At 70.2% G+C, this 21,371-nt stretch carries 21 protein-coding genes and 1 tRNA gene; 10 read left to right on the plus strand and 12 right to left on the minus strand.

Annotated elements, in window-relative coordinates; genetic code table 11:
- Position 1 precedes the first annotated feature (1 nt).
- From ACIRF8_RS25020 to ACIRF8_RS25040, 5 genes are all read right to left on the minus strand, one after another.
- Positions 2 to 2,092 (minus strand): copper resistance CopC/CopD family protein, encoded by a 2,091-nt coding sequence (locus ACIRF8_RS25020; protein ID WP_404217858.1) that lies wholly within the window; start codon positions 2,090 to 2,092, stop codon positions 2 to 4.
- 16 nt (positions 2,093 to 2,108) lie between these two features.
- Positions 2,109 to 2,585 carry a copper chaperone PCu(A)C gene (locus ACIRF8_RS25025; protein WP_404217860.1) on the minus strand — a complete coding sequence of 159 codons (477 nt, stop codon included), beginning with the start codon at positions 2,583 to 2,585 and terminating at the stop codon, positions 2,109 to 2,111.
- A complete protein-coding gene (locus ACIRF8_RS25030; protein WP_404217862.1) occupies positions 2,582 to 3,286 on the minus strand; it encodes an SCO family protein in 705 nt (234 codons plus the stop codon). Before ACIRF8_RS25030 ends, ACIRF8_RS25025 begins: the two co-directional genes overlap by 4 nt.
- A gap of 81 nt (positions 3,287 to 3,367) precedes the next feature.
- Positions 3,368 to 4,129: a YcnI family protein gene (locus ACIRF8_RS25035; RefSeq protein WP_404217864.1), complete on the minus strand. Its 762-nt coding sequence runs from the start codon at positions 4,127 to 4,129 to the stop codon at positions 3,368 to 3,370.
- Between the two features lie 113 nt (positions 4,130 to 4,242).
- Positions 4,243 to 5,046, minus strand: coding sequence for a hypothetical protein (locus ACIRF8_RS25040; RefSeq protein WP_404217866.1), 804 nt, complete (start codon positions 5,044 to 5,046; stop codon positions 4,243 to 4,245).
- A 191-nt stretch (positions 5,047 to 5,237) separates the two neighbouring features.
- Between ACIRF8_RS25040 and ACIRF8_RS25045 the strand changes: the two genes are divergently transcribed.
- A complete protein-coding gene (locus ACIRF8_RS25045) occupies positions 5,238 to 5,693 on the plus strand; it encodes an ATP-binding protein (RefSeq protein ID WP_404217868.1) in 456 nt (151 codons plus the stop codon).
- A 103-nt stretch (positions 5,694 to 5,796) separates the two neighbouring features.
- On the opposite strand, the gene ACIRF8_RS25050 is transcribed toward ACIRF8_RS25045, so the two are convergent.
- Both ACIRF8_RS25050 and ACIRF8_RS25055 read right to left on the minus strand, forming a co-directional pair.
- The gene (locus ACIRF8_RS25050; RefSeq protein ID WP_404217870.1) at positions 5,797 to 7,269 is read right to left on the minus strand and encodes an aminopeptidase P family protein; all 1,473 of its coding nucleotides are present in this window, start codon (positions 7,267 to 7,269) and stop codon (positions 5,797 to 5,799) included.
- Between the two features lie 131 nt (positions 7,270 to 7,400).
- Positions 7,401 to 8,792 carry a PP2C family protein-serine/threonine phosphatase gene (locus ACIRF8_RS25055; protein WP_404217872.1) on the minus strand — a complete coding sequence of 464 codons (1,392 nt, stop codon included), beginning with the start codon at positions 8,790 to 8,792 and terminating at the stop codon, positions 7,401 to 7,403.
- Positions 8,793 to 9,421: 629 nt separating this feature from the next.
- On the opposite strand from ACIRF8_RS25055, the gene ACIRF8_RS25060 reads away from it, so the two are divergent.
- A complete protein-coding gene (locus ACIRF8_RS25060; RefSeq protein WP_404217875.1) occupies positions 9,422 to 10,117 on the plus strand; it encodes a bifunctional DNA primase/polymerase in 696 nt (231 codons plus the stop codon).
- A 56-nt stretch (positions 10,118 to 10,173) separates the two neighbouring features.
- Complete coding sequence (locus tag ACIRF8_RS25065; protein WP_404217877.1) at positions 10,174 to 10,836, plus strand: hypothetical protein; 663 nt, start codon at positions 10,174 to 10,176, stop codon at positions 10,834 to 10,836.
- A gap of 246 nt (positions 10,837 to 11,082) precedes the next feature.
- Here the strand turns inward: ACIRF8_RS25065 and ACIRF8_RS25070 are convergent, their stop codons facing one another.
- The 3 genes from ACIRF8_RS25070 to ACIRF8_RS25080 form a co-directional block, all read right to left on the minus strand.
- The gene (locus ACIRF8_RS25070) at positions 11,083 to 12,045 is read right to left on the minus strand and encodes a DUF5926 family protein (RefSeq protein ID WP_404217880.1); all 963 of its coding nucleotides are present in this window, start codon (positions 12,043 to 12,045) and stop codon (positions 11,083 to 11,085) included.
- A gap of 199 nt (positions 12,046 to 12,244) precedes the next feature.
- Positions 12,245 to 12,883 (minus strand): ATP-binding protein, encoded by a 639-nt coding sequence (locus ACIRF8_RS25075; protein WP_404217882.1) that lies wholly within the window; start codon positions 12,881 to 12,883, stop codon positions 12,245 to 12,247.
- A 73-nt stretch (positions 12,884 to 12,956) separates the two neighbouring features.
- Entirely contained in the window at positions 12,957 to 13,775 is an 819-nt protein-coding gene (locus ACIRF8_RS25080) for a glycerophosphodiester phosphodiesterase (RefSeq protein ID WP_404217884.1), read from the minus strand.
- A 305-nt stretch (positions 13,776 to 14,080) separates the two neighbouring features.
- Here ACIRF8_RS25080 and ACIRF8_RS25085 point away from each other — a divergent pair, with 305 nt between their 5' ends.
- The 3 genes from ACIRF8_RS25085 to ACIRF8_RS25095 all read left to right on the plus strand — a co-directional run bounded on the left by ACIRF8_RS25085 (position 14,081) and on the right by ACIRF8_RS25095 (position 17,542).
- Positions 14,081 to 15,520, plus strand: a complete 1,440-nt coding sequence (locus ACIRF8_RS25085; RefSeq protein WP_404217886.1) for a S1C family serine protease — start codon at positions 14,081 to 14,083, stop codon at positions 15,518 to 15,520.
- Positions 15,521 to 15,593: 73 nt separating this feature from the next.
- Positions 15,594 to 15,678, plus strand: a tRNA-Ser gene (locus ACIRF8_RS25090).
- 1,297 nt (positions 15,679 to 16,975) lie between these two features.
- The gene (locus ACIRF8_RS25095) at positions 16,976 to 17,542 is read left to right on the plus strand and encodes a nuclease-related domain-containing protein (RefSeq protein WP_404217888.1); all 567 of its coding nucleotides are present in this window, start codon (positions 16,976 to 16,978) and stop codon (positions 17,540 to 17,542) included.
- On the opposite strand, the gene ACIRF8_RS25100 is transcribed toward ACIRF8_RS25095, so the two are convergent.
- A complete protein-coding gene (locus ACIRF8_RS25100) occupies positions 17,518 to 18,198 on the minus strand; it encodes a YdcF family protein (protein WP_404217890.1) in 681 nt (226 codons plus the stop codon). The genes ACIRF8_RS25095 and ACIRF8_RS25100 overlap by 25 nt on opposite strands.
- Entirely contained in the window at positions 18,195 to 18,998 is an 804-nt protein-coding gene (locus ACIRF8_RS25105) for a GntR family transcriptional regulator (protein WP_404217892.1), read from the minus strand. The genes ACIRF8_RS25100 and ACIRF8_RS25105 overlap by 4 nt, the downstream gene beginning before the upstream one ends.
- Positions 18,999 to 19,159: 161 nt before the next feature.
- Between ACIRF8_RS25105 and ACIRF8_RS25110 the strand changes: the two genes are divergently transcribed.
- The 4 genes from ACIRF8_RS25110 (at position 19,160) to ACIRF8_RS25125 (ending at position 21,299) form a co-directional block, all read left to right on the plus strand.
- On the plus strand, positions 19,160 to 19,489 hold the full coding sequence (locus tag ACIRF8_RS25110) for a hypothetical protein (RefSeq protein WP_404217894.1): 330 nt from the start codon (positions 19,160 to 19,162) through the stop codon (positions 19,487 to 19,489).
- Positions 19,490 to 19,492: 3 nt separating this feature from the next.
- A complete protein-coding gene (locus tag ACIRF8_RS25115; protein ID WP_404217896.1) occupies positions 19,493 to 20,830 on the plus strand; it encodes an FtsK/SpoIIIE domain-containing protein in 1,338 nt (445 codons plus the stop codon).
- An 84-nt stretch (positions 20,831 to 20,914) separates the two neighbouring features.
- Positions 20,915 to 21,088 (plus strand): hypothetical protein, encoded by a 174-nt coding sequence (locus ACIRF8_RS25120; RefSeq protein ID WP_404217898.1) that lies wholly within the window; start codon positions 20,915 to 20,917, stop codon positions 21,086 to 21,088.
- A 31-nt stretch (positions 21,089 to 21,119) separates the two neighbouring features.
- Positions 21,120 to 21,299 carry a pRL2-8 gene (locus ACIRF8_RS25125; protein ID WP_404217900.1) on the plus strand — a complete coding sequence of 60 codons (180 nt, stop codon included), beginning with the start codon at positions 21,120 to 21,122 and terminating at the stop codon, positions 21,297 to 21,299.
- Positions 21,300 to 21,371: the final 72 nt, after the last annotated feature.

The following is a 21,371-nucleotide window of genomic DNA, read 5'->3' on the forward strand; positions in this document are numbered from 1 at the left end:
TTCAGCCGATCTTCGCGTTCTTGGTGACGGTCACTTGGTCGATGTCGGAGGTGCGCACGGTCACGGCGATCTTCCAGTCGCCCGCCCCAGGGACCTGCACGTTGCTCGCGCTCCAGTGTCCCGTGGCGATACGGTCGGGCACGACGGGCAGCGGGCCGATCTTCTTCGCCTCCAGGGTGAGGGCGACCTTCACCTCGGGGACGTCGAAGGCCTTGCCGTTCGGCCGCTCCACATAGACGTGCATCTCGTTGGTGCCGGTACGACCGGGGTCGAGGTCGAGCAGGATCCTGCCCTTGCCGTCGGGGGCGCCCGTGTCGAACGGCATCTTCAGGGACAGCGGCCCGGACTGGGTCTGTGCGGCGGAGGTGGCGGACTTGGCCTGCTCCTCGGTGCGGCCCGGTTCGGTCGACGTCAGCACGGTGGTCACGGCGAGCAGGACGACCGCGACGCCCGCCTCGGCGAGTACCGAGCGGCGCAGGCCGAAGCGGTGCGGATCGGCGTCGCGGACGCGCTTCTCGCGGGTGGCGGCGACGGCGGCGCGCTGGCGGGCGAGCTGAGCGGCGCGCACGGGATCGTCCGCCTCGCTGTCGCCGCCCTTGTCGCTGCCGGCGGTGCCGCCCCGCGCGCTGCCGCTGTCCTCGTCACCGCTGTCCCCGTCGCCGCTGTCCTTGGAGCCTCCGCTCGTCCGGGAGCCGCTTTCCTTGCCGTCGAGCCCGTCGCCGTCACCCGCGTCCGTCTCGTCGCCGCCGACACCGCCCGCCTCGGCGTCGTCGCCCTGGGCACCGGCGCCCACCACCAGCGGCTTCTTCCGCGCGGACGTACGCTGCTCCACCACGGCCGCGGCGGCGGCCTCGGGGGCCAGTCGCTCGGAGAGCCGGCCGGTCCACCGGCGGGACGTCCAGGCGATGCCGACGAGTACGACGACGAGCCCGACCTTGAGCAGCAGCAGTTGCCCGTAGCGCGTCCCGGTCAGCGCCGACCAGGAGCCGACCTGGCGCCACGTCTGGTAGAGCCCGGTCACGGCCAAGGTCACGACAGCGCCGAACGCCACCCGCGAGAAGCGGCGCACCGCCGACCCTTCGATGGAGGGCGCCCGGTACAGCGCGACGAGCAGCGTCGTCAGGCCGCCGAGCCACGCGGCCACGGCCAGCAAGTGCAGGACGTCGACGGGCATGGCGAGCCCGGCCTGGATACCGGTCGAGGCGTGCTCGGCCATGGCCCAGGTCGCGCCGAGCCCGGCCGCGACGACGGCCCCGCCGATGGCGAGCCCGAACGTGAGGTCCTTGGCCTCCTTCTCGTCGCCTTCCTCGGTCCTCTTCACATAGGCGCCGAAAAGCACCGCGATGAAGAGGGCGGCCGCGGCGAGCAGCAGAAGACGGGAGGTGAGCGCGGCGCCCGTCTTCGTCTGGAGCACCTGACCGAGCAGCGTCATGTCGAAGATGTCGCCGACCGTGCCGGAGCCGGTGTACGAGCCGCGCATCAGCAGCATGGCGAGGGTGGCGGCGGTGAGAGCGGTCCAGCCACCGACGACGACCCGCTGCACCGGCTTGAGCCCGGCGCCGCGCGGCCAGCAGCCGAGGACGAACGCGGCGCCGCCCACGAGCAGGATGAAACCCGCGTACGAGACATAGCGGGCGACGCCGTAGAGGCCGCCGACGACGCCCCCGCCGGCGTTCTGGTCACCCAGGACCGCGGAGGTCGCGGAGGGGGCGCCGACGGAGAAGGTGAAGGCGCCGGAGACGGGGTGGCTGTCGGCCGACACGACCTGGTAGGCCACCGTGAACGTGCCGTCCGGCAGGCCCGAGTGGAGGCCCACCGTGTAGGTCGTGCCGCCGGGGTGGCCGACTTTGCCGCTGTCGACGCGCTTGCCCGCGGGGTCCAGCACGCGTACCGAACCGCTCGACATGGCGACGTCTTCGGAGAAGGTCAGTGACACCTGCTCGGGCGCCGTCTGGACCACCGCTCCCTGCTGGGGGGCGCTCCCGGTCAGCGCGGCGTGCGCGGACGCGGGGGCGGCACCGGCCAGGAGCGTGCCGGTGACGGCGAGAAACAGCAGCACCAGGTGGCGGAAACGGGGAGCGATGGTCTTCACGTACGGGTCAGCCCCTTCAATGTGAAGCGTGCGACGCGTGCGCCGTCGGGTTGTAGGTGGCGGCCTTCACCGGGAAGGAGACGGTGACGGTGCCGGTCTTGGCGAAACGCAGTTCCACCGACACCTTGTCGCCCTCCTTCGGCTTCCGCTTCAGGTTCTCGAACATGAGGTGGTTGCCGCCCCGTTCGAAGTCGAGGTCGCCGTTCGCGGGCACGGTGAAGGACTTCTGCTCCTTCATCACCCCGTTGTCGGTGCTGTGCAGGGTGACGCGGCCGGCGATGGCGCTGCTGACGGAGGAGAGGGTGTCCGCGCCGCCGCTGTTGCGGACGACGAAGAACCCGGCCGCCATGTCACCGGAGGCCGGTTCGGGGATGAAGGCGCCCTCCACCTTCACCTGGGGTGTGTCACCGGAACTGTCGGACGACCCGCACGCGGTGAGCGCGAGCCCGCAGGCCAGCGCCATGGCGCCCAGCGCCGCCGGGGTGCGCCTCACGGCCGGGCCCCCTTGATGAGCTTGGGGAGGTCCTTGGTGTAGTCGTCGACGGTGGCGTCCTCGCCGTAGAGGACGTACCCGGCGTTCGTCCTCGGCGAGAAGGCGATGACCTGCGTGCCGTGCATCGACACGAGCTTGCCGTTCTTGTCCTTCTCCGTCGGCTCGATGGAGATGCCGAGCGTGCGCGCGCTGCCCTGGATGGTCGCGAAGTCGCCGGTCAGGCCGATGAAGTCGGGGTCCTGCGCCTTGAGCCACTTGCCGAGCACGGCCGGGGTGTCACGGTCGGGGTCGGTGGTGACGAAGACGACCTGGAGCTTGTCCTGCTCGGCCTTGGGCAGCGCCTTCTTCGCGACGGCGATGTTGCTCATCGTCAGCGGGCAGACGTCCGGGCAGTGCGTGTAACCGAAGTAGATCAGGGTCGGCTTGTCCTTGGTCCGCTCGCGCAGGTCGAACTTCTTGCCGTGCGTGTCGGTGAGGACCAGGTCCGGCTTATCGAAGGGCTTGTCGAGAACGGTCGCGGCCTGCTGTGCACCGGCCTCGGTGGACACGTCGGCGACAGAACCGCCGCCCTTGTCGTCACCGCCGCCGCAGGCCGTCAGGGTGAGGGTGGCCGCCGTGACCAGTCCGGCGGCGGCGAGCAGGGCCTTGCGGCCCCTCTTCGTACGGTTGCTGGTCTTGCTGCTCTGCATGGTCTTGCGCATAGGAAAAACGTCCCAGAGGTGAAAGGTGCCGGCGGGTGCCGGGGTCGCCCACCGCGACCCCGGCACCCGCCATGGAGGGGGTCAGCCAGTGGTACGCCGACGGCCCGCGAGCACGCCGAACGCCACACCCGCGGCGCCGATGACGATGCCCACGATGCCGAGGACGCGGGCGGTGGTGTCACTGCCGGAGCTGTCCGACGAGGTGGAGGCCGCGGCGGACTGGGTCTCGCCTTCCTTGCCGTCCTCGCCGTCCTTGTCGTGGGCGGCGCCGGCCGCACCGTGCTCGTCGTCGGCGGCGGCCGTCAGGGCGAGGGTGGGCGCCGGGTTCTCCGGCTCCTCCTGACCCTCCTGCTGCGGCTCGATCCAGCGCACGACCTCCTTGTTGTCGTACGTCTGGATCGCCTTGAAGACGAGTGCGTCGGCGTCGGTCGGCAGGGCGCCGATGGAGACCGGGAACTTCTGGAAGTAGCCCGGCTGGACGCCCTTGTCCGCGCCGGAACCGGTCGCGGTCCAGGTGACCTTGGAGACGGCCTCGGTGATCTTCTCGCCGTGCATCTCCAGCGGCTTGTCGAGCTTCGACTTCGTGACCTGCGCCTTCCAGCCCGGCAGCGGCTGCGGCATCACCGAGGCGAGCGGGTGGTCGGTCGGGAAGCTGACCTCGAGCTTGGTGGTCGCGGCGTCGTCGCGCTCGTTCGGCACCTTGAAGTCGACCACGGCGTAACCGCCCTTGGCGGCCACGCCCTCCGGCTGCACGCTCACGTGCGCGAAGGCGGGGGCGGACACGAGGACGACGGAGGAGACGGCGGCGGCACCGACGAGAGCGGCGCGGGACATCTTCTTCATGACAGAGAACTCCACATTCAGCGGGATCCGGCAAAGGGTGAGGGGCGCGCGTCCGCACAGCACGCCTCACCCCAAGCGGAACCACACGGGCGCGCGGGAGTTCGGATGCTGTGTCAGGCGGCGAGAAGGAACGCGTCGGCCACGGTCGGCGGCCCACGCCGGATCACGAAGTGCTGAAGTGCCGCCGTCCGCAGGGCGGGCAGGGCCGGGAACCCGGCGCGGTCCGCACGCGGAAGAGGCCCGGGCGCCCCGGGAAGACCCGCCCGCAGCAGGCGTACGAGAGCGAGAGCCGCCCGCAGGGAACGGATCGGCGCCCCCTCCACGACCCCCTGCGCCGACAGCTTCGAGAGCCGCGCGATGCGGCCGAGGGCGAGATCGCCGTGGCGCAGCAGCCACCCGGCGCCGACCGCGGCCAGCAGGTGCCCGAGGAACATCGGCAGGGAGGGCAGCAGCGGCATCGAGGACCCCGCCACGGCCGCCATGTCGTGGTGCGCCCCGGCCGCGGAACCGGACGGCACGCGCGCCTGGTCGAGGATCCGCTGCGCCTGCACCGGGCTGAGCGCCGAGGCGCCCGCCCCGCACATGAGCCGCGCGGCCCGCTCCATGACGGACGGTTCCGTGGAACCCATGGCCATCGGGCCGTGCTGCCCGAGGGCGAAGAGGCTGTGCAGACCGATCTGCCCGGCCCCGAGCGTCAGGGCGATGCCCGGCAGCGACCGCTCGCGGCCGGCCAGCGGGACGCACAGACAGAAGACGGCGAGGAAGCCGAGCGACAGCGTCCACAGGGGGACGGTGGCGGTCGAACCGAGCACGTGCCCCGCCGCGGACAGCACGACGCAGACCGCGGCGAACACCGCGGCCCTCAGCAGCCGGAGACCGGCCGCGCTGCGCGCCTGGCGCTGGTGGGGGGCAGACATGGCGGGGTCATCATCCCACTGGCCCTGCCCGTCCCGTACGGCAGGTCCGCAAGGTCCAAAATCTCCCCTACCGCGCGGAGTGCCGCTCCCGCGTCGGCCATCTGGGCGGCATCACGGGGGCCGAGCGATTGCGCGCGGGCGCGGGCGGCAATACGTATCGGTATGTCGAGCCGCGGCCGGGAGGCTGGAGCATGAGCATCTGGTGGTCTCTGCATCTGCGGCGCGAAGCCGCGAGCGTTCCGCTCGCCAGGCGCCTTCTCATCGGCACCATGGAGACCGCGGGTGTCGACCCGGACATCTCCTACGACCTGTCGCTCGCGCTCAGTGAGGCGTGTGCGAACGCCGTCGAGCACGGCGGCGGCGCGGCCACGGGCGGGGCGTCGGGCGCCTACCGGGTCACCGCATACCTGGACGGCGAGAAGTGCCGCATCGAGGTGGCCGACTCAGGGCCGGGCATCTCCGTCCACCGAGGTCGCGCGCCAGCGCGCCAGGCACCGATGGACGCCGAGAACGGCCGCGGTCTCTGCCTCATCCACGAACTCACCGACCACGTGCGCGTCGACAACAAACCCGGCAGGGCGGGCACCGTGGTCAGCTTCGACAAGATCCTGAAATGGCGGGAGGACACCCCGCTCCTGGCGGTGTGACCCCCGCACCCACGCGCGCGGACGGGGCCGTGAACCACCGTGGCCACGACCCCGCCCGACCGCGTCCGTCCGCGTCTGTCCGCTCAGCGCTCTATGCCGAGGATCAGCCCTTCAAACGTGCCATCCACGCCTCGACCTCGTCGGCCCGGCGCGGCAGGCCGGACGACATGTTCCGGTTGCCGTCCTCGGTGACGAGGATGTCGTCCTCGATGCGCACGCCGATGCCGCGGTACTCCTCGGGCACGGTCAGGTCGTCGGCCTGGAAGTAGAGGCCCGGCTCGACGGTGAGCACCATGCCCGGCTCCAGCGTGCCGTCCACGTACGTCTCGGTCCGCGCGACCGCGCAGTCGTGGACGTCCATGCCGAGCATGTGCCCGGTGCCGTGCAGGGTCCAGCGGCGCTGGAGCCCCAGCTCCAGGACGCGCTCGACCGGGCCCTCGACCAGACCCCACTCGACGAGCTTCTCGGCGAGCACACGCTGCGAGGCGTCGTGGAAGTCGCGGTACTTGGCGCCCGGCTTGACGGCCGCGATACCGGCCTCCTGGGCGGCGTACACGGCGTCGTAGATCTTGCGCTGGATCTCGCTGTACGTGCCGTTGATCGGCAGGGTGCGCGTCACGTCGGCGGTGTAGTACGTGTGCGTCTCCACACCGGCGTCGAGCAGCAGCAGGTCGCCGGAGCGGACCGGGCCGTCGTTGCGGACCCAGTGCAGGGTGCAGGCGTGCGGGCCCGCCGCGCAGATGGAGCCGTAGCCGATGTCGTTGCCCTCGACGCGGGCGCGCAGGAAGAACGTGCCCTCGATGTAGCGCTCGCTCGTCGCCTCGGCCTTGTCGAGGACCTTCACGACGTCCTCGAAGCCGCGCACCGTCGAGTCGACGGCCTTCTGGAGCTCGCCGATCTCGAACGCGTCCTTCACGATCCGCGCTTCGGAGAGGAAGGTCTTCAGCTCGTCGTCGCGCTCGGCGGTGACCTTGTCGGTCAGCGCCTCCTCGACACCGGCGTCGTAGCCGCGCACGACCCGCACCGGGCCGCTCGCCCCGCGCAGCCTGTCGGTGAGTTCGCGCACGTCGGCGGTGGGGATGCCGTGCAGCTTCGCGGCCTCGGCCAGGGAGTGCCGACGGCCCACCCACAGCTCGCCGTCGCCGCTCAGCCAGAACTCGCCGTTCTCCCGGTTCGAACGCGGCAGGAGGTAGAGCGTCGAGCGGTGGCCGTCCGCCGTGGGTTCGAGGACGAGGACGCCGTCCTCGGTCTGGTTGCCGGTCAGGTAGGCGTACTCGACGGAGGCGCGGAAGGCGTACTCGGTGTCGTTCGAGCGGGTCTTGAGGTTGCCCGCGGGCACCACGATGCGCTCGCCCGGGAAGCGGGCGGACAGGGCGGCGCGGCGGGCGGCGGTCTCCGCGGCCTGGGCGATCGGCCGCAGGTCGTGCAGCTCGGTGTCGGCCCAGCCGGACTTCATGTTCTCGGCGAGCTCGTCGGACACACCGGGATAGAGGCCGTTCTTGCGCTGCTTGATGGGCTCGTCGCCCTCAGGGGCCTCCGGCATCTCCGGGTTCTCCGGGGTGAGCTCCTCCGACACGGTTCCTCCTCGACGCGGGTCCGTTGAATGGCCGGGATATGGCCTGATATGGCAGTGGACCCCCTCCATCGTACGAGCGTACGGAAGGGGGTCCAGGGCCGGAGGGCCTCTTACCGGGTGTGCGGGTGCGCCTACGCGAAACGGGCCGCGAGCAACACCACGTCCTCGTCGCTGTCGGCCGCGTCGAGCCCGTCCGGGAGCATCGCGCGCAGTACGTGGTCGGCGATCGCGTCCGGGTCCTCGCGGATCGCCTTCGGGACGCCCGCGGCGGCCGCGTGCAGCCGGGCGAAGGCGCGGTCCATGGGATCGCCGGTGCGGCGCAGGAGGCCGTCGGTGTACAGCAGCACCGTGTCCCCCGGAGTGGTCGTGAACTCCAGGCTCGGCGCCTCCCAGCAGGCGAGCATCCCGAGCGGCGCGGACAGCGTCGTCTCCGCGAACTCCGTGCGGCGCTCACCGAGCACCAGGGGCGGGCTGTGTCCGGCGCCCGCGAGGACGATCCTGCGCTGCGCGGGCTCGCAGTAGGCGAACAGGGCGGTCGCGCTCCGCGCGGGCTCGGTCAGCCGGAGCAGCAGTTCCAGGTCGGACAGGACCGCGACCGGGTCCTCGCCCTCCATCACCGCGTACGCCCGCAGGGAGGCGCGCAACCGGCCCATGGCGGCGAGCGCGCTCGCGCCGGACCCGGAGACGGAGCCGACCGCGAGGCCGAGCGCCCCTTCGGGCAGCGGCAGGGCGTCGTACCAGTCGCCGCCGCCTCGCGGTCCGCTGCGGTGCCGCACGGCGAGCTGCACGCCGGGGACGCGGGGCAGCCGTGCGGGCAGCAGTTCGTCGGCCACTGTGCGCGACCACGCGCGCGTGCGCTCCATTTCGAGCAGGCGGGCCAGGTGCTCGGTGGCGTAGCGGGCGTAGAGGCCGATGAGGTGGCGGCGGCGTTCGACGGGGGCGGCGGGTTCGTCGTAGAGCCAGACCGCCGCGCCGAGCCGGCCCGCCCCGTCGGTGGCGAGCGGCAGCGCGTAGCTCGCCGCGTAGCCGAGGCGCGCGGCGACCTCGCGGTGACGCGGGTCGAGCCCGTCCTCGGAGAGCAGGTCGCCGTGGGCCTCGTCCTCGGTGCTGGACCCGTCGAGGATGCGCCCGTACGACGTCGCGCCGCGCGGCACCGTCTCGATGTGGCCGAGGTCGGGGCGGGACAGGCCGAGGCCGACGGTGGTGCTCGGGCCGAGCCCGTCGCCGGGCTCAAGGACGACGAGGCCGCGTCGCGCGCCCACCAGGGCGGCTCCGGCGCGCAGGAGTTCGTGCAGTGCTTCTTCGAGTGCTGCCGTGCGGGCCAGTCGTTCCGTGAGTTCGTGCAGGGTCGTGAGGTCGGAGACCCAGCCCGCGAGCAGGTCCTGGATCACCGCTCCGGGGGCCAACGGTGAGGGAGCGACCGGTGAGGCGGCCGACGCGGGCGCGACAGTGTGGGCGGGAGGGGGCACCTGTCCAGGAGGGGAATCGATTCCAGCCACTTTCGGCAGGCGCGGGGTTGTCATGGCTTCCGGCTTTCAGACCGGCGCATATTGCTCAATAGCATCGCAAACCCCCATGTCGTTCTGCGCCGCCAGCAATGTCTCCACATCTACACGCAGTGGAGAGGGGATGTCCAGCATTGTCCTGCTGAGATTCCTGGTGTCCATGGTGCTGAAGTGACTTCTGCGGTAATGCGATCTCTGCTCTCCGTCTCGTTCTCGTGCTGAAACAGACTGTTCCATGTTGGCCAAAAATCGACTCGGGGAACGGCATATTGAGGTCGACTGGCATTGTTCGACAGAGCGTCATAGCGGCAGCGGTGGGTACGTACTCGGAGAAGACCAGGGGCAGTTGGGATCCATCCGGAACCTGGTGACGGACCCGGGCGTCATAGCCATCGACGACCGTGCCCCATCCTCCCGTGGGGGAGGCGACGAGAAGTACGCGGGACGGCAAACGCCAGGCGCCGCCACCCCACGCCAGGCTTATGAAGGACCCAGCAGGCGCTCGGACTATAGGGGTTACCCCTGCCTCAGGCCGACGGCCCAGGCTGAGGTCAAGCGTTCCTGCACGTACGCACAGTGATTGTTCGGCACATGGTGTGTTGTGGCCCACAGCGTTCTCTTCGGTCAACGGAAAGGAACGAGCGCTCATGCGCGAGATCCCCGGAAGGCGACGCAAGCTCCTGTCCAGGCGTGACAGCGGGAAGTCCGACCTGATCAGCGCAGCCCTCACGTTCGGGCCGGCATGGCAGTGGCCGGTTCTGCCAGGCATAGCGCTCGCGGCGGCGGGACGTCGCGACGGTGTGCGCTGCGCCTGCCCCGACCCGGAGTGCTCCGTGCCCGGTGCCCACCCCTTCGACCCGGGCCTGCTGGCGGCGACGACCGACGAGCGCATGATCCGCTGGTGGTGGACCAACCGGCCGCAGGCGCCGATCGTCCTCGCCACCGGCGCCTCGGCCGGAGCGTCCGGCGGGCGCGCGCCCTGCGCCGTGAGCCTGCCCGCGGTCGCGGGCGCCCGCGCGCTCGCCGCGCTCGACCGCGCCGAGGTCCGGCTCGGCCCGGTGATCGCCACCCCGGAGCGGCTGGCGATCCTCGTCGCGCCGTACTCCCTGGAGCAGCTCGGCGAGTTGTTGTACGCGCAGGACTTCGTGCCCGGCTCGCTCCGCTTCCACGGCGAGGGCGGTTACCTCGCCCTGCCGCCGTCCGTGACGGGTGCGGGCCAGGTCCGCTGGGAGCGCGCGCCGCTGCCCGGTTCCGCGGCGCCCTGGACACCCGATGTGGAGGCCGTGGTCGGCGCGGCCGTGGACGCACTCACTCGTACGGGTGTGAGCGCGCCCGAGTTGTAACGCCATCGGGCGCGCGGCGCGCCGCCGCGACGGGTGTGCGCCGCTATGTTCGGCGCATGCCTGCCGCGCCCCCACTCCCCAAGGTCCCGCACGGGTTCGAGCAGGGCAGGCGGGCCCCTTCCCGCCTTCGGCTGTCCGGACTCCTCACCGCGGTGGTGCTCGCCGCCGCGCTGCCGCTGACGGGCGCGTCCGCGGGGCCCGTGGGCGACGCGGACGCGCGCCGGTCGGAGCCGAGGACGGGGTCAGGGCCCGAGGCGGAACCGAGAACGGAGTCCGGGTCGGGTGCGACGGCTGACGAGGCCGGCATCACGACGGAGGGCGACGCGTCGGACGGCAGTGCGAACGGCAGGGGGGACGGTGTGGCGAACGGCGGCGCGGACAGCCCGCAGTGCGGTCCGCAGCTCACCTCCCCCGAGGGCATCGAAGCGCAGACCTGCGTGTTGCGCCGGGGGCGGAGCACCTGGGCGCGTACGTACTACCGGAACACCACGGGCGGCGGACTGAGCGCCGTTCTGACCCTGATGGCGCCCGGCGGGCGCACGGTGCGGATCACCTGCGCGGTGGGCGCCGAGGACGAGCCGGGCCTGTGTGAGACACCGCGTGGACGGACCCTGGGCGAGCCCGCGGAATACGCCGCCGTGGCGGAGTACGCGACGGACGACGACGGGCCGCTGCTGCTGCGGTCGGGGAGCAACTCGGCGCCCGCGTACGGGCGTTGAGGCTCGTCGAGCGGACGCGCGCATGAAAGCGCCCGGTTGCTGGCGACGGGGGATGCACCAGCAACCGGGCTACTTGAACGGTAACAAGAGATCGGCAGTTAGCAAATTCGATCTCTTCTATTCGGACATGGATTTACCTGCAACTACTGGGAGTTGTGACCGGAGTCACGGATTCCGGAACGGTTGTACGGGCCTCTGCGGACGGTCGTTCGACCCGGTCGAGCCCTGTCCGGCATGCCCGCTATGTCAGCTCAGTGTCACCTGTCGGTTGGTGAGGCCCCCGCGCGCGCGGCGCTCCTCCGCGGTCAGCGGCGCGTCCGTGTCCAGCGCGGCGGCGAGCCGCTCGGCGAACTCGGCGGCCGGCTTCTCGACGTCCTCCGCCTTCACCGCGCTGGGCAGGTCCCACACCGGAACCGTCAGCCCGTGCGCACGGAACGAACCGACGAGGCGCGTGCCCTCGCCGAGCGAGGAGGCGCCCGCCGCGTGCAGCCGCGCGAGCGCGTCGAGCAGCTTCTCCTCCGGGTGCGGCATGACCCAGCGCAGGTGGTTCTTGTCGGGCGTCTCGCACCAGTAGGCGCTGTCCACGCCGGTGAGCTTCACGGTCGGGATGGCCGCGGCGTTGGCCCGCTCCAGGGAGGCGGCGACCTCACCCGAGGCGTTCTCCGCGTCCGGCACCCAGAACTCGAAACCCGTGTGCACGACCGGCTCGAAAGTGCCGTTCGGGTCGAGGAGGTCCTGGAGGCGCGGGCCGTCGGCGGGCGCACGGCGCGCCTGCACCGGGCTGCCGGGCTCGGTGGTCAGCGCGCGCTGCAGGGTGTCGGCGAGATCGCGGCTGATGTCACCCGACGACGTGTCGTTCTGAAGGCCCAGCAGGACCGAGCCGTCGTCACGGCGCAGCGCGGGCCACGCCATGGGCAGCACGGTGGCCAGAGTGACCGAGGGGACGTCCTCGGGCAGCTCGTCCTTAAGGCGCAGCTCGACCGTCGCCGCGGGCACCAGCTCGCGCAGCGCGACCCAGTCGCCCTCACCCGGCAGACCCTCGAAGGGGCGCTGCACCAGCTCGGTCACCGCGTGGGCGGCCTCCCGGCCGTGGCACGCCTTGTAGCGGCGGCCACTGCCGCAGGGGCAGGGCTCGCGGGCACCGACAACCGGGATCTCTCCACTGGTGACTTGCGGCTTGCCCTTGGTCTGCGGGCGCTTCTTGGCCATCTTGGACGTCTCCCGGATACGGCTCTCGTACGTACGGGCGCGAGCCTAGCCGCTCGTACCGACAAGGATGTGATGCAGTGCCGCCGGTCCCCGACAAGGGTGTCCCCCGGCAAGGTTGTTCCCCGGCAAGGCGTTCCCCGGCGACGTCTTCGCCGGGGAGGTCTTCCCCGGCGAGGGTCGGGATCGCGCCGGTCGTCGCTCAGCCCGCGTCGTCCAGGACGTCCGCGAGATCGAGGCCCACCAGCTCCGCGGCGGACGGGGCGGCGATACGGGCCGCGAAGTCGTCGCGCCGATGTGTGTCCGCCTCGGCGTGCACGTCCTTGTGCACGACCACCCAGACCGTGACCTCACCGCACGCGTCGTCGCGTACGCCCCAGTCGTCGGCCAGGGCCGTGATGATGTTGAGCCCGCGGCCACCGCGCGCGGTCACCGACGGAGTGGCCGGAACCGGCCGGGTCGGGCCGCCTCCGTCCGTCACCTCGACCGTCAGACAACCCCGGTCGTCCACCTGCCACGCGACCTTCACGCTCCCGTCGCCGGCCATGTCGCCGCCCAGCGGCCTGCCGTGCCGGCAGGCATTGCTGAGCAGCTCCGAAAGGATCAGAACCGCATCGTCCACCACCGTGTCCGACACCCCGCTACGGCGTAGCTGGTCACGCATCATGTGTCGTGCTTCGCCCACGCCCGCAGGGCCATGGGGAACGGCCATGCTCGACGACGCCGGCACCTCCTGTGCCACCACCAACGCCACCCCCGAGACCTCCTTTGCCCCACGCCACGGTGTGGATGCCCCAATGGACTGGACCGGAAACCGGCCAACCCACGTCCGGTGACGCACTCGTAACGATCGAACACGGAGTGAATGCGCCGGGGCACTCCCTGTGAGGAAACGGCGTGAAGGTGGCTGGAAATCACCCCCGGCCGAGGTGGCGGAGCACCGCCGCGGGCCGGTTCGTGATGATCGCGTCGACACCGAGCCGGACACACAGGTCGACGTCCTCCAACTCGTTCACCGTCCAGACGTGAACCTGGTGCCCCGCGCGCGTGAGCTTCTCGATGTACGCGGGATGGTTGCGCACGATCCGGATGCCGGGGCCCGCGATGCCGACCCCCGCCGGGAGGCGCCCCTCGCGATGGCGGGGCAGGACGAACTGCATCAAATAGACGGTCGGCAGCGTCGGCGACGCCTCCCGGACACGCGACAGGGAACGGGCCGAAAAACTCATCACGCGTACCTGCGAAGGGCCGTCCGCGGGGGGCGCGTCCAAGCCGAATCGCTTGAGCAGGTGCAGAAGCCGCTCCTCCACCTGGCCCGCCCACCGTGTGGGGTGCTTGGTCTCGATGGCCAGCTCGACCCTGCGTCCGGCGTCGGCGACCAGTTCCAGAAGGCGCTCCAGGGTCAGTACGGACGTGTCGGCCGACCCCCCGGCCCAGTCGGAGTCGGGGCTCTCCTCCAGGTCCTTCAGGTCCTTCCAGGAACCGAAGTCGAGGGCGGCCAGATCCGCGAGCTCCAGGGCCGAGACCGCCCCGCGGCCGTTCGACGTACGGTTGACCCGCCGGTCGTGCACGCAGACGAGATGGCCGTCCGCCGTGAGCCGCACATCGCATTCGAGGGCATCGGCACCGTCCTCGATCGCCTTCTTGTACGCGGCCAACGTGTGTTCGGGGGCGTCCTGCGAAGCACCGCGGTGGGCGACGACCTGGATGCGTTGCTGTCGTGCGTGGGTCACCGCGTCATGGTGCCACCGCGCGACCGGCCACCGAGAAAGTTCGGCCTAGCGGATGCGTCCGTTTCGCCCGGCATAAAGGATGACCACGGACGCACAGGAACGCCTTATGGTGCCCTGACGGTCCATGGGAAAAGCTGACCGCGTACAACTGCACAACTGGACCGTGACAGGACCATGCCCGGAACGGCGGGTGGCAGCGGCCGGCAAGCGCCGCTGTGGAGACCGACCGGCGATCGAGGACGACGTCGATCGCCACCCCGTCCGGACCGGCGACGTAGACAGCCGTGGATCGAGGAGAGAAAGCTGTGAGCACCGAGAACGAGGGCACTGCGGTCCCCCCGGCCCCGTCCGCACCTCCCGTGCCGGTGGACGCTCCCGCTGCTCCCGCCCAGGCACCGGCCGGGTCCCCGCCCCAGGCCCCCGAAGGCGGCGGCCACGACACGGTGCACCAGGGCGTGGCAGCAGTCGGCCACGGAGCACCCCAGGCGGACCCCGGCCACGGCGGGCCCGCGCCCGCCGGGGACTGGCCCCCTCCGCCGCCGGCGGTCCCGTCCTACGCGGGCGGGGGCGGCGGCTCCGGATGGGGCGCCTCCTACCAGCAGCCGCAGCCCAAGCCGGGCGACCGGCGCGGCGGGCTGCTCGCCGGGGTCGTCGCCGCCGCCCTGATCGCGGGCGCCGTCGGCGGTGGCGTCGGCTACTGGGCCGCCGAGCGGGGCGACGACTCGAGCACCGGCTCGACGACCGTCTCCGCCTCCAACCCCGCCGACCTCAAGCGCGACCCGGGCACCGTCGCGGCCGTGGCGGCCAAGGCGCTGCCCAGCACGGTCACCATCGAGGCGGAGGGCAACACCGGCGAGGGCGGTACCGGCACCGGCTTCGTCTACGACAAACAGGGCCACATCCTCACCAACAACCACGTGGTGGCCGAGGCCGTCGACGGCGGCAAGCTGTCGGCGACGTTCTCCAACGGCAAGAAGTACGACGCCGAGGTCATCGGCCACGCCCAGGGCTACGACGTCGCGGTCATCAAGCTGAAGAACGCGCCGAGCGACCTCAAGCCCCTCGTGCTCGGCAACTCCGACAAGGTGGCCGTCGGCGACTCGACCATCGCGATCGGTGCGCCCTTCGGCCTGTCGAACACGGTGACGACGGGCATCATCTCCGCCAAGGACCGCCCGGTGGCCTCCAGCGACGGCAGCGGCAGCAGCAAGGCCTCGTACATGAGCGCCCTCCAGACCGACGCGTCGATCAACCCGGGCAACTCCGGCGGGCCGCTCCTCGACGGCAACGGCAACGTGATCGGCATCAACTCGGCCATCCAGTCCGCCTCCAGCGGCGGCATGGGCGGCGGCTCGGGCCAGGCCGGTTCGATCGGCCTCGGCTTCGCCATCCCCATCAACCAGGCCAGGATGGTCGCCCAGCAGCTCATCAAGACCGGCCAGCCGGTCTACCCGGTGATCGGCGCCTCGGTCTCCCTGGAGGAGGGCACGGGCGGCGCGAAGATCACCGAGCAGGGCGCGAGCGGCTCCGCCGCGGTCACGGCGAACGGGCCGGCGGACAAGGCCGGCCTCAAGCCCGGCGACGTCATCACGAAGCTGGACGACTCGGTGATCGACTCGGGCCCGACCCTGATCGGCCAGATCTGGACGCACAAGCCGGGCGACACGGTGAAGCTCACCTACACGCGCGGCGGCCAGGAACACACCACCGACGTCACCCTCGGAGAGCGCAAGGGCGACAGCTGACGGACCCCGCCGCCGGACCCGCTACCCTGGTCCCGCGCCACGGATAGCCGTTCGTACGGCTGTCGGGGCGCGGGGTGGGTTGCCCGAGCGGCCTAAGGGAACGGTCTTGAAAACCGTCGTGGCGCGAGCCACCGTGGGTTCAAATCCCACACCCACCGCGCAGGTTGAAGGCCTCTGACCAGGAACAACGGTCGGGGGCCTTCGTCGTGCAGGTTGCCCGTTGGCGACCGTGATTCCCCGTGAGTTCCCGGTCTATCGGGCACGCCGGGGGCACGGTCAATCTTCGGCGGGACTGGGGGCGGTGAGGTCGACCCATATCCACGGCCTGTGATGCCAATCGCGTACTTGGCCTATGACCAGGTCGATGGTCGCTCCCACGGGCGGCAGCTCCTGCGCGAGTCGCTTCACCCCCGGCTCACTGCTGCGACGAATTGTGTCCAGGGAGGCGCCCACCGGGTCGTACTCATCGAGCTGTGCTGTGAGGCCCCACGGTTGGTGACTAGTGATCGTTGCTTGGACTGTCTCGCCTTGCCGAAGCTCGCTGAGAGGGCGTCTCGCTTCATCTGCCATGGCGGCATCCTCTACCCCAACCCACCACTCACCCCAGCTCCCATCCCGTCCGCCGTCGACCCACACACCGTGGAGCGGGCGTGGTTCATGGCGTCCAGGTGGAGCGCGCCACTGTACGAACGACCTGGACGCCATGGGCCGCGTCTGCTCGGCTCTGCCTGGGTCGACGGTGGACGGGATGGGAGCCCACCACGCTCACCACAATGTGCCCGCAGCCGGGAACGGCGCCCCCTCCCACCCGGTGCCGGCCGATCCCCCGCCGGAGGCATCGTCCTTGACCGGTGGCCGGGTTCGTCAGGGTCTCGACTCATGCCACCGGGCCTATCCGCATGTGGGCGGGCGTCGGCGCAGCCGGGGCAGCGCGGGCCGGAGGCAGGAGCGCAGCCCCGAGCGGAGCCGGGAAGCCCGCCCGGCGGAGCGGAGCGCAGCCGGGTGCTTGATGAGGTAGAGAAACTCGTAACAGCTCTCACTGACTTGCGGTCTTGTAGGCCTGGTCTTCGGCTGGTGGCATATGTGGAGACAGCACGCGTCAGGAGGGGGCGAGCGGTGAGCGGCTTATCAGTAAGTTCGTGGAGGCGGCACGGGCGGGACCGGCTCTACGTGAACCTTCCAGACAGGACTGCGGTTGCCTGGGCAGATCGCGCCACGAAGGCCGTAACAATCATGGTCCCGAGGTATCAGGAAGAAGCGCTCGAACTCCTCCGGCAACACCTCGGCCCCGGCATCACAGTTGCCCAGACTCCAGGGAAATCGTCCGCGGCGCGTCCGTCGGTCTCTGACGAACCTCCCCGGCCCCCTCGCGTCGGCGGTAAGCCCCTACCCCTACCTCCCCTCAGCCCCGGAGAGGATCTGGCACGCAATCGGCCGGGCTCACGACTCCTTGGGATGATCGCTGAGCGCGGCCCCTCAACTGCGGAGCGGCTTCGGGCAAAGCTCCTGCGGCGCCCTTCTGAATGGGACAGTTGGTACACCGGCTTAGAGGGGGAGCGCCGCGTTGGTCGAGAGTTGGAACGCCTCACTACGCTGGGCTGGCGAGTTCTTCATGGGATTGCCAAGAGCAACGGTGGGGACATTGATCACCTCTTGATCGGCCCCGGCGGAGTCTTCAGCATCAACACCAAGACTCACCCGGGCGCGTCAGTCTGGGTCGGGGACACTATGGTGAAGATCAACAGAGGACGGCCGTACCCCTACGTGGCTGCTAGTAAGGCAGAGGCTTCTTACGTGAGCAGGGTGCTGGAGCGGCATTGTGATTTCTCGATCACTGTCCAGCCAGTCTTGGTCTTCGTCGATATCGCGGCTCTTGACCGTGAGGTGACGCAACACGTCGTACGCATCTACCAAGAGCGCGAGGTGTCAGCGCTCGGTCCGCTCCACGGAGTCCTCGAACCGGACGAGATGGAGCAGGTGTACGCGGTGGCGCGTCATCAACGTGTCTGGCTCAGAGCCTGACCCTGCTCGTTCCTTATCAGCCGACTGGTAAAGCCTTCTTGGCAGAGCCGTTCGTACGCGGCGATCACGTTGTCAGGTACTTGCTGGGCGACCATGAATCCCTGCTCCGGGTAAATCAGCAGTCGCTGCAAGGCTCCGACAAGCATGTCAATCACAAGGCGGGCGTCCCCGATGGAGTCGACGTACTTGTGGAGTGTCATTGGGGTAGACGCGCTGACGATCTCGACGTCAGGCCAGAGCTTTCGCGCCGTCGCGTAAGCCCGCCGCTCCTCGTACGGCTTGCTGATCAGGAGTACGGAGGAAACGTCCACGCCCGCTCCCTCCAACACTGCCTTGGAGAAGCGGATGTTTTCGCCGGTATTGCGCGCCTCAGGCTCTACGAGCACCGCCGAACTGGGAACGCCGAGCTCCATGGCCCGCTCGCGGTAGTGGACGGCCTCGCCTCGCGGCATGCGTTCGCGCGTCGTGGGACTGGTGGCTCCCGTGAACACAAGCAGGGGGACAAGACCGCGCTTGTACAGGTCTACCGCCGTCTCCGCCACGCCCAGGTCGTGACTCCCCAGGCCGACCGCGACTGAGCACGGCTTCAGGGTGTGGCCCATCTGGTGGTAGTCCCACAGACGACGGGTGTCGGCCCATGCCTGCGTCGAGATCATTCCTGTCCCTTCTCGGCCTTCGCTGAGTCCGGAACCTTGAAGTCGTACTCCCAGGCGAAGCGCGAAGCTGCGTGTACCCCGATGGCGAACTCGACCACAGTGCCAGAGGCAGTGAAGGTGGTTCGATGCAGCTCAACGACTGGTTCGCCTGGGGGAAGCTGGAGGGTCTTCACTTCATCGGCAGAGGGAGCACGCGCGAAGATCTCCTCCTTCATGTGGTCGATCTCGTACCCGGCGTCGAACAGCACTCGAAAGCCGCCCCCACGTCCGGCTGGGCCTGGTGTCGGGTCCACGAGTCGTGTGCCCTCAACGTGCTCGGGTCGGTAATAGCTGGTCAAGGTGTGAGTCGGCTGGTCGCCTTCCTTCACGAGTCGAGCACGGGCGTATACCTCTGCTCCTTCACGTAGCCCGTGGGCGGCGGCGACGAGGGGCGGGGCCTCGACAAGGCTGACTGTCTGAGTCTGCTCATTTCGGCGGTAGCTGCGACCTGAGGCGACCCGGTCCGCAATGAACGCAACCTCGTCGCTGTCGCGCCACTTCGCCTTGTCGTAGCGGGCGATGCCAAGCCGTTTAAGCGGAACCCGTTGCCGCACAACCGTGCCGTGTCCTCGCGACGAGGTGACCAGACCTTCGGCCTCCAGGGCCTTGTAGGCGGCATGCACAGTGGACTTGGAGCCCTCACCTGCCGCTACCAGCTCCCTGATCTGCGGAAGCTGCTTACCCGGGGGGTATTTGCCCTGTTCGCCTCGCTTGATCTCCTCGGCCAGCTTGTCCGCCAGCTCCCGCCACTTGGGCGTCATTGCGTGTCTCCTCTCGACGAGTCCAGTCAAACACAGTCCTAGGACTGTTGACAGTCCCAGGACTGCGCGCCATAGTCGTCTCAACGCGCTTGCAGTCCTAGGACAGCGAGTGGGAGGGCCTTCTTTGGGCTGCTCCAAAGCATCGACTCAGGGAGTACTGAATGCCGTCCTTCAAGATCGACCTTCAGACTGCTGTGGTGTTCGTGGCGACTGCGCCGACGCCGAAGCTGGTGAACCAGAAGACGGGTGAGCGGGCCGTGGACCGGGAGACGAACGCGCCGCTCTCCACGGTGGGCCTGCTGGTCTCGGACGAGGGTGAGGGCAACCTCTATCAGGTGACGATCCCGGAGACGGGTTACCCGCAGGACCTCACGCCGGGCACGCCGGTCAAGGTGATCGGGCTCAAGGCGCGTGACTGGGAGAACACCTTCAACGGTGAGAAGCGCCACGGCATCTCGTTCCGCGCGGTCGCGATCACGGCGGCGGTCTGAGCCATGACTGACCTGACCGTGTGGGTTGAGGGGGCAGGCGCCATAACGGCGGCTGGTGGCCTCGGCTACGCCAAGGTCCGTGCGCCGCGGGTGTACTGGGCGGCGGTGGGTCTGCCGATGGCCTGGGGCCGGTTCGCGATCTCCTACCGGAACACCATGGACGTGTGCGGGCTGACGGTGCAGCCGTCGGGTCTGCGGGCGTTCATGTCGCGCCGGGTACGCAGTGAGGTGCAGCCGGTTCCGCCGAAGATCCGCCGGGTGCGCGGCACGTCGACCGGACTGCGCGTGACGCTCCGTCTGCCCGCCGGTCTGGAGCCTGCCGACCTGGCCGCGGCCTCTGAGCGGCTGCGGCATGCCTGGGGTGTCCACTCGGTTCATGTCCGGCCGACCAAGCCCGGGTTTGTGGAACTGCGGATGACGGGCTTCGACCTGCTGCGCCGGGTGCAGATGCCGAAGAAGGCAGCCCCGCGTGATCTGGTGGTGCCGGTCGCGCTCCGGGATGACGGGACCGCGTACGAGCGGAACTACCGGGAGATCCCGCACGCGCTGACCCTCGGCGCGAACCAGTCGGGCAAGTCGATGTATCAGCGCAACCTGATCAAGGGGCTGGCTCAACTGCCGGTCGCCCTGGTCGGGATCGACTGCAAGCGCGGTGTCGAGCAGTCCCGCTACGCCCCGCGGCTGTCGGCGCTGGCGACGAACCCGGACGATGCCGCCTCGCTGATCGATGTACTGGTCGCGGAGATGGAAGACCGCTTCGACCTGCTCGCCAAGTACGGCGTCTCGGACGTGTGGGAACTGCCCGAGGACCTGCGCCCGGCGCCGGTCGTGGTCCTGGTCGACGAGATCGCGGAACTGTTCCTGATCTCCTCGAAGAGGGATGAGGATCGCCGCGAGCGGATCGTCACCGGGATGATCCGGCTGGCTCAGCTCTCCCGCGCAACGGGCATCTTCCTGGAGATCTGCGGGCAGCGCTTCGGCTCCGAGCTGGGCAAGGGCGCGACCATGCTCCGCGCTCAGCTCACCGGCCGAGTGGTGCACAGGGTCAACGACAAGCAGACCGCGGAAATGGGCCTGAACGACGTCGCTCCGGAGTCCGTCCCGGCCGCGTGCACGATCCCCGCCGACCGCCCCGGGCAGGCTGTCGCCGCGGATGCTTCCGGCGGCTGGGGCCGCATCCGGACCCCGCTGACCTCGGTCGACGAGACGGTGTCGGTCTGCCGCAAGTTCGTCCACCTGATCCCGGATCTCCCGGCCCTGGAGCCGTTCCGCCCGACTGTCGCCCCGGTCCCGGCGCCGACGGTCCCGCCCATGCCGACCACGGCCCCGGCCATCCCCTGACGCACCCCGCTTCCCGGTCGGCGTGACCGCCTCGCGCCAGGTCCCTACCCCGCCCATGCCCAAAGCCGGAAGGGAGCACCACCCATGGCCCGCGTCAAGAAGCCTGCCCCCGCCCCGCAGAGCACCGAGTGCCCGACCTGCAAGGGCTCCGGGGAGGTCGCCCGGACCGTCCGCGTCGGCCGCAAGCACCGCGTCGTCGGCCAGCAAGTCGGGCTCTGCCTGACCTGCCTGGGATCGGGCGAAGCACCCACCGACTGATCACTCGCTATCCACAAGAGAGGACTCCGTGATGGGCCTGTTCGGAAACTCGCCGCGTGCCGCCCGTTCGTCCACGTCGACGCCTAGGGGCGAGTGCCCGCAGTGCTGGCGTCACGCCCACGACCCCGCCGCGCACCGGGGTTTGCGCGGGGACTGCCCGCAGTGCGTCGACCACATGGTCAACGGCCACCCCGGCATCAACCGCCGCTGACTCGCCGGGGCTGGGCGGCCGGACTCGACTCCCCGCCCCGCCCTGGCCCAACGCCCAAGGAGGTGAAGCGAC

This window comes from Streptomyces sp. NPDC102406 (assembly GCF_044765725.1).
In the GTDB taxonomy this organism is placed as follows: domain Bacteria; phylum Actinomycetota; class Actinomycetes; order Streptomycetales; family Streptomycetaceae; genus Streptomyces.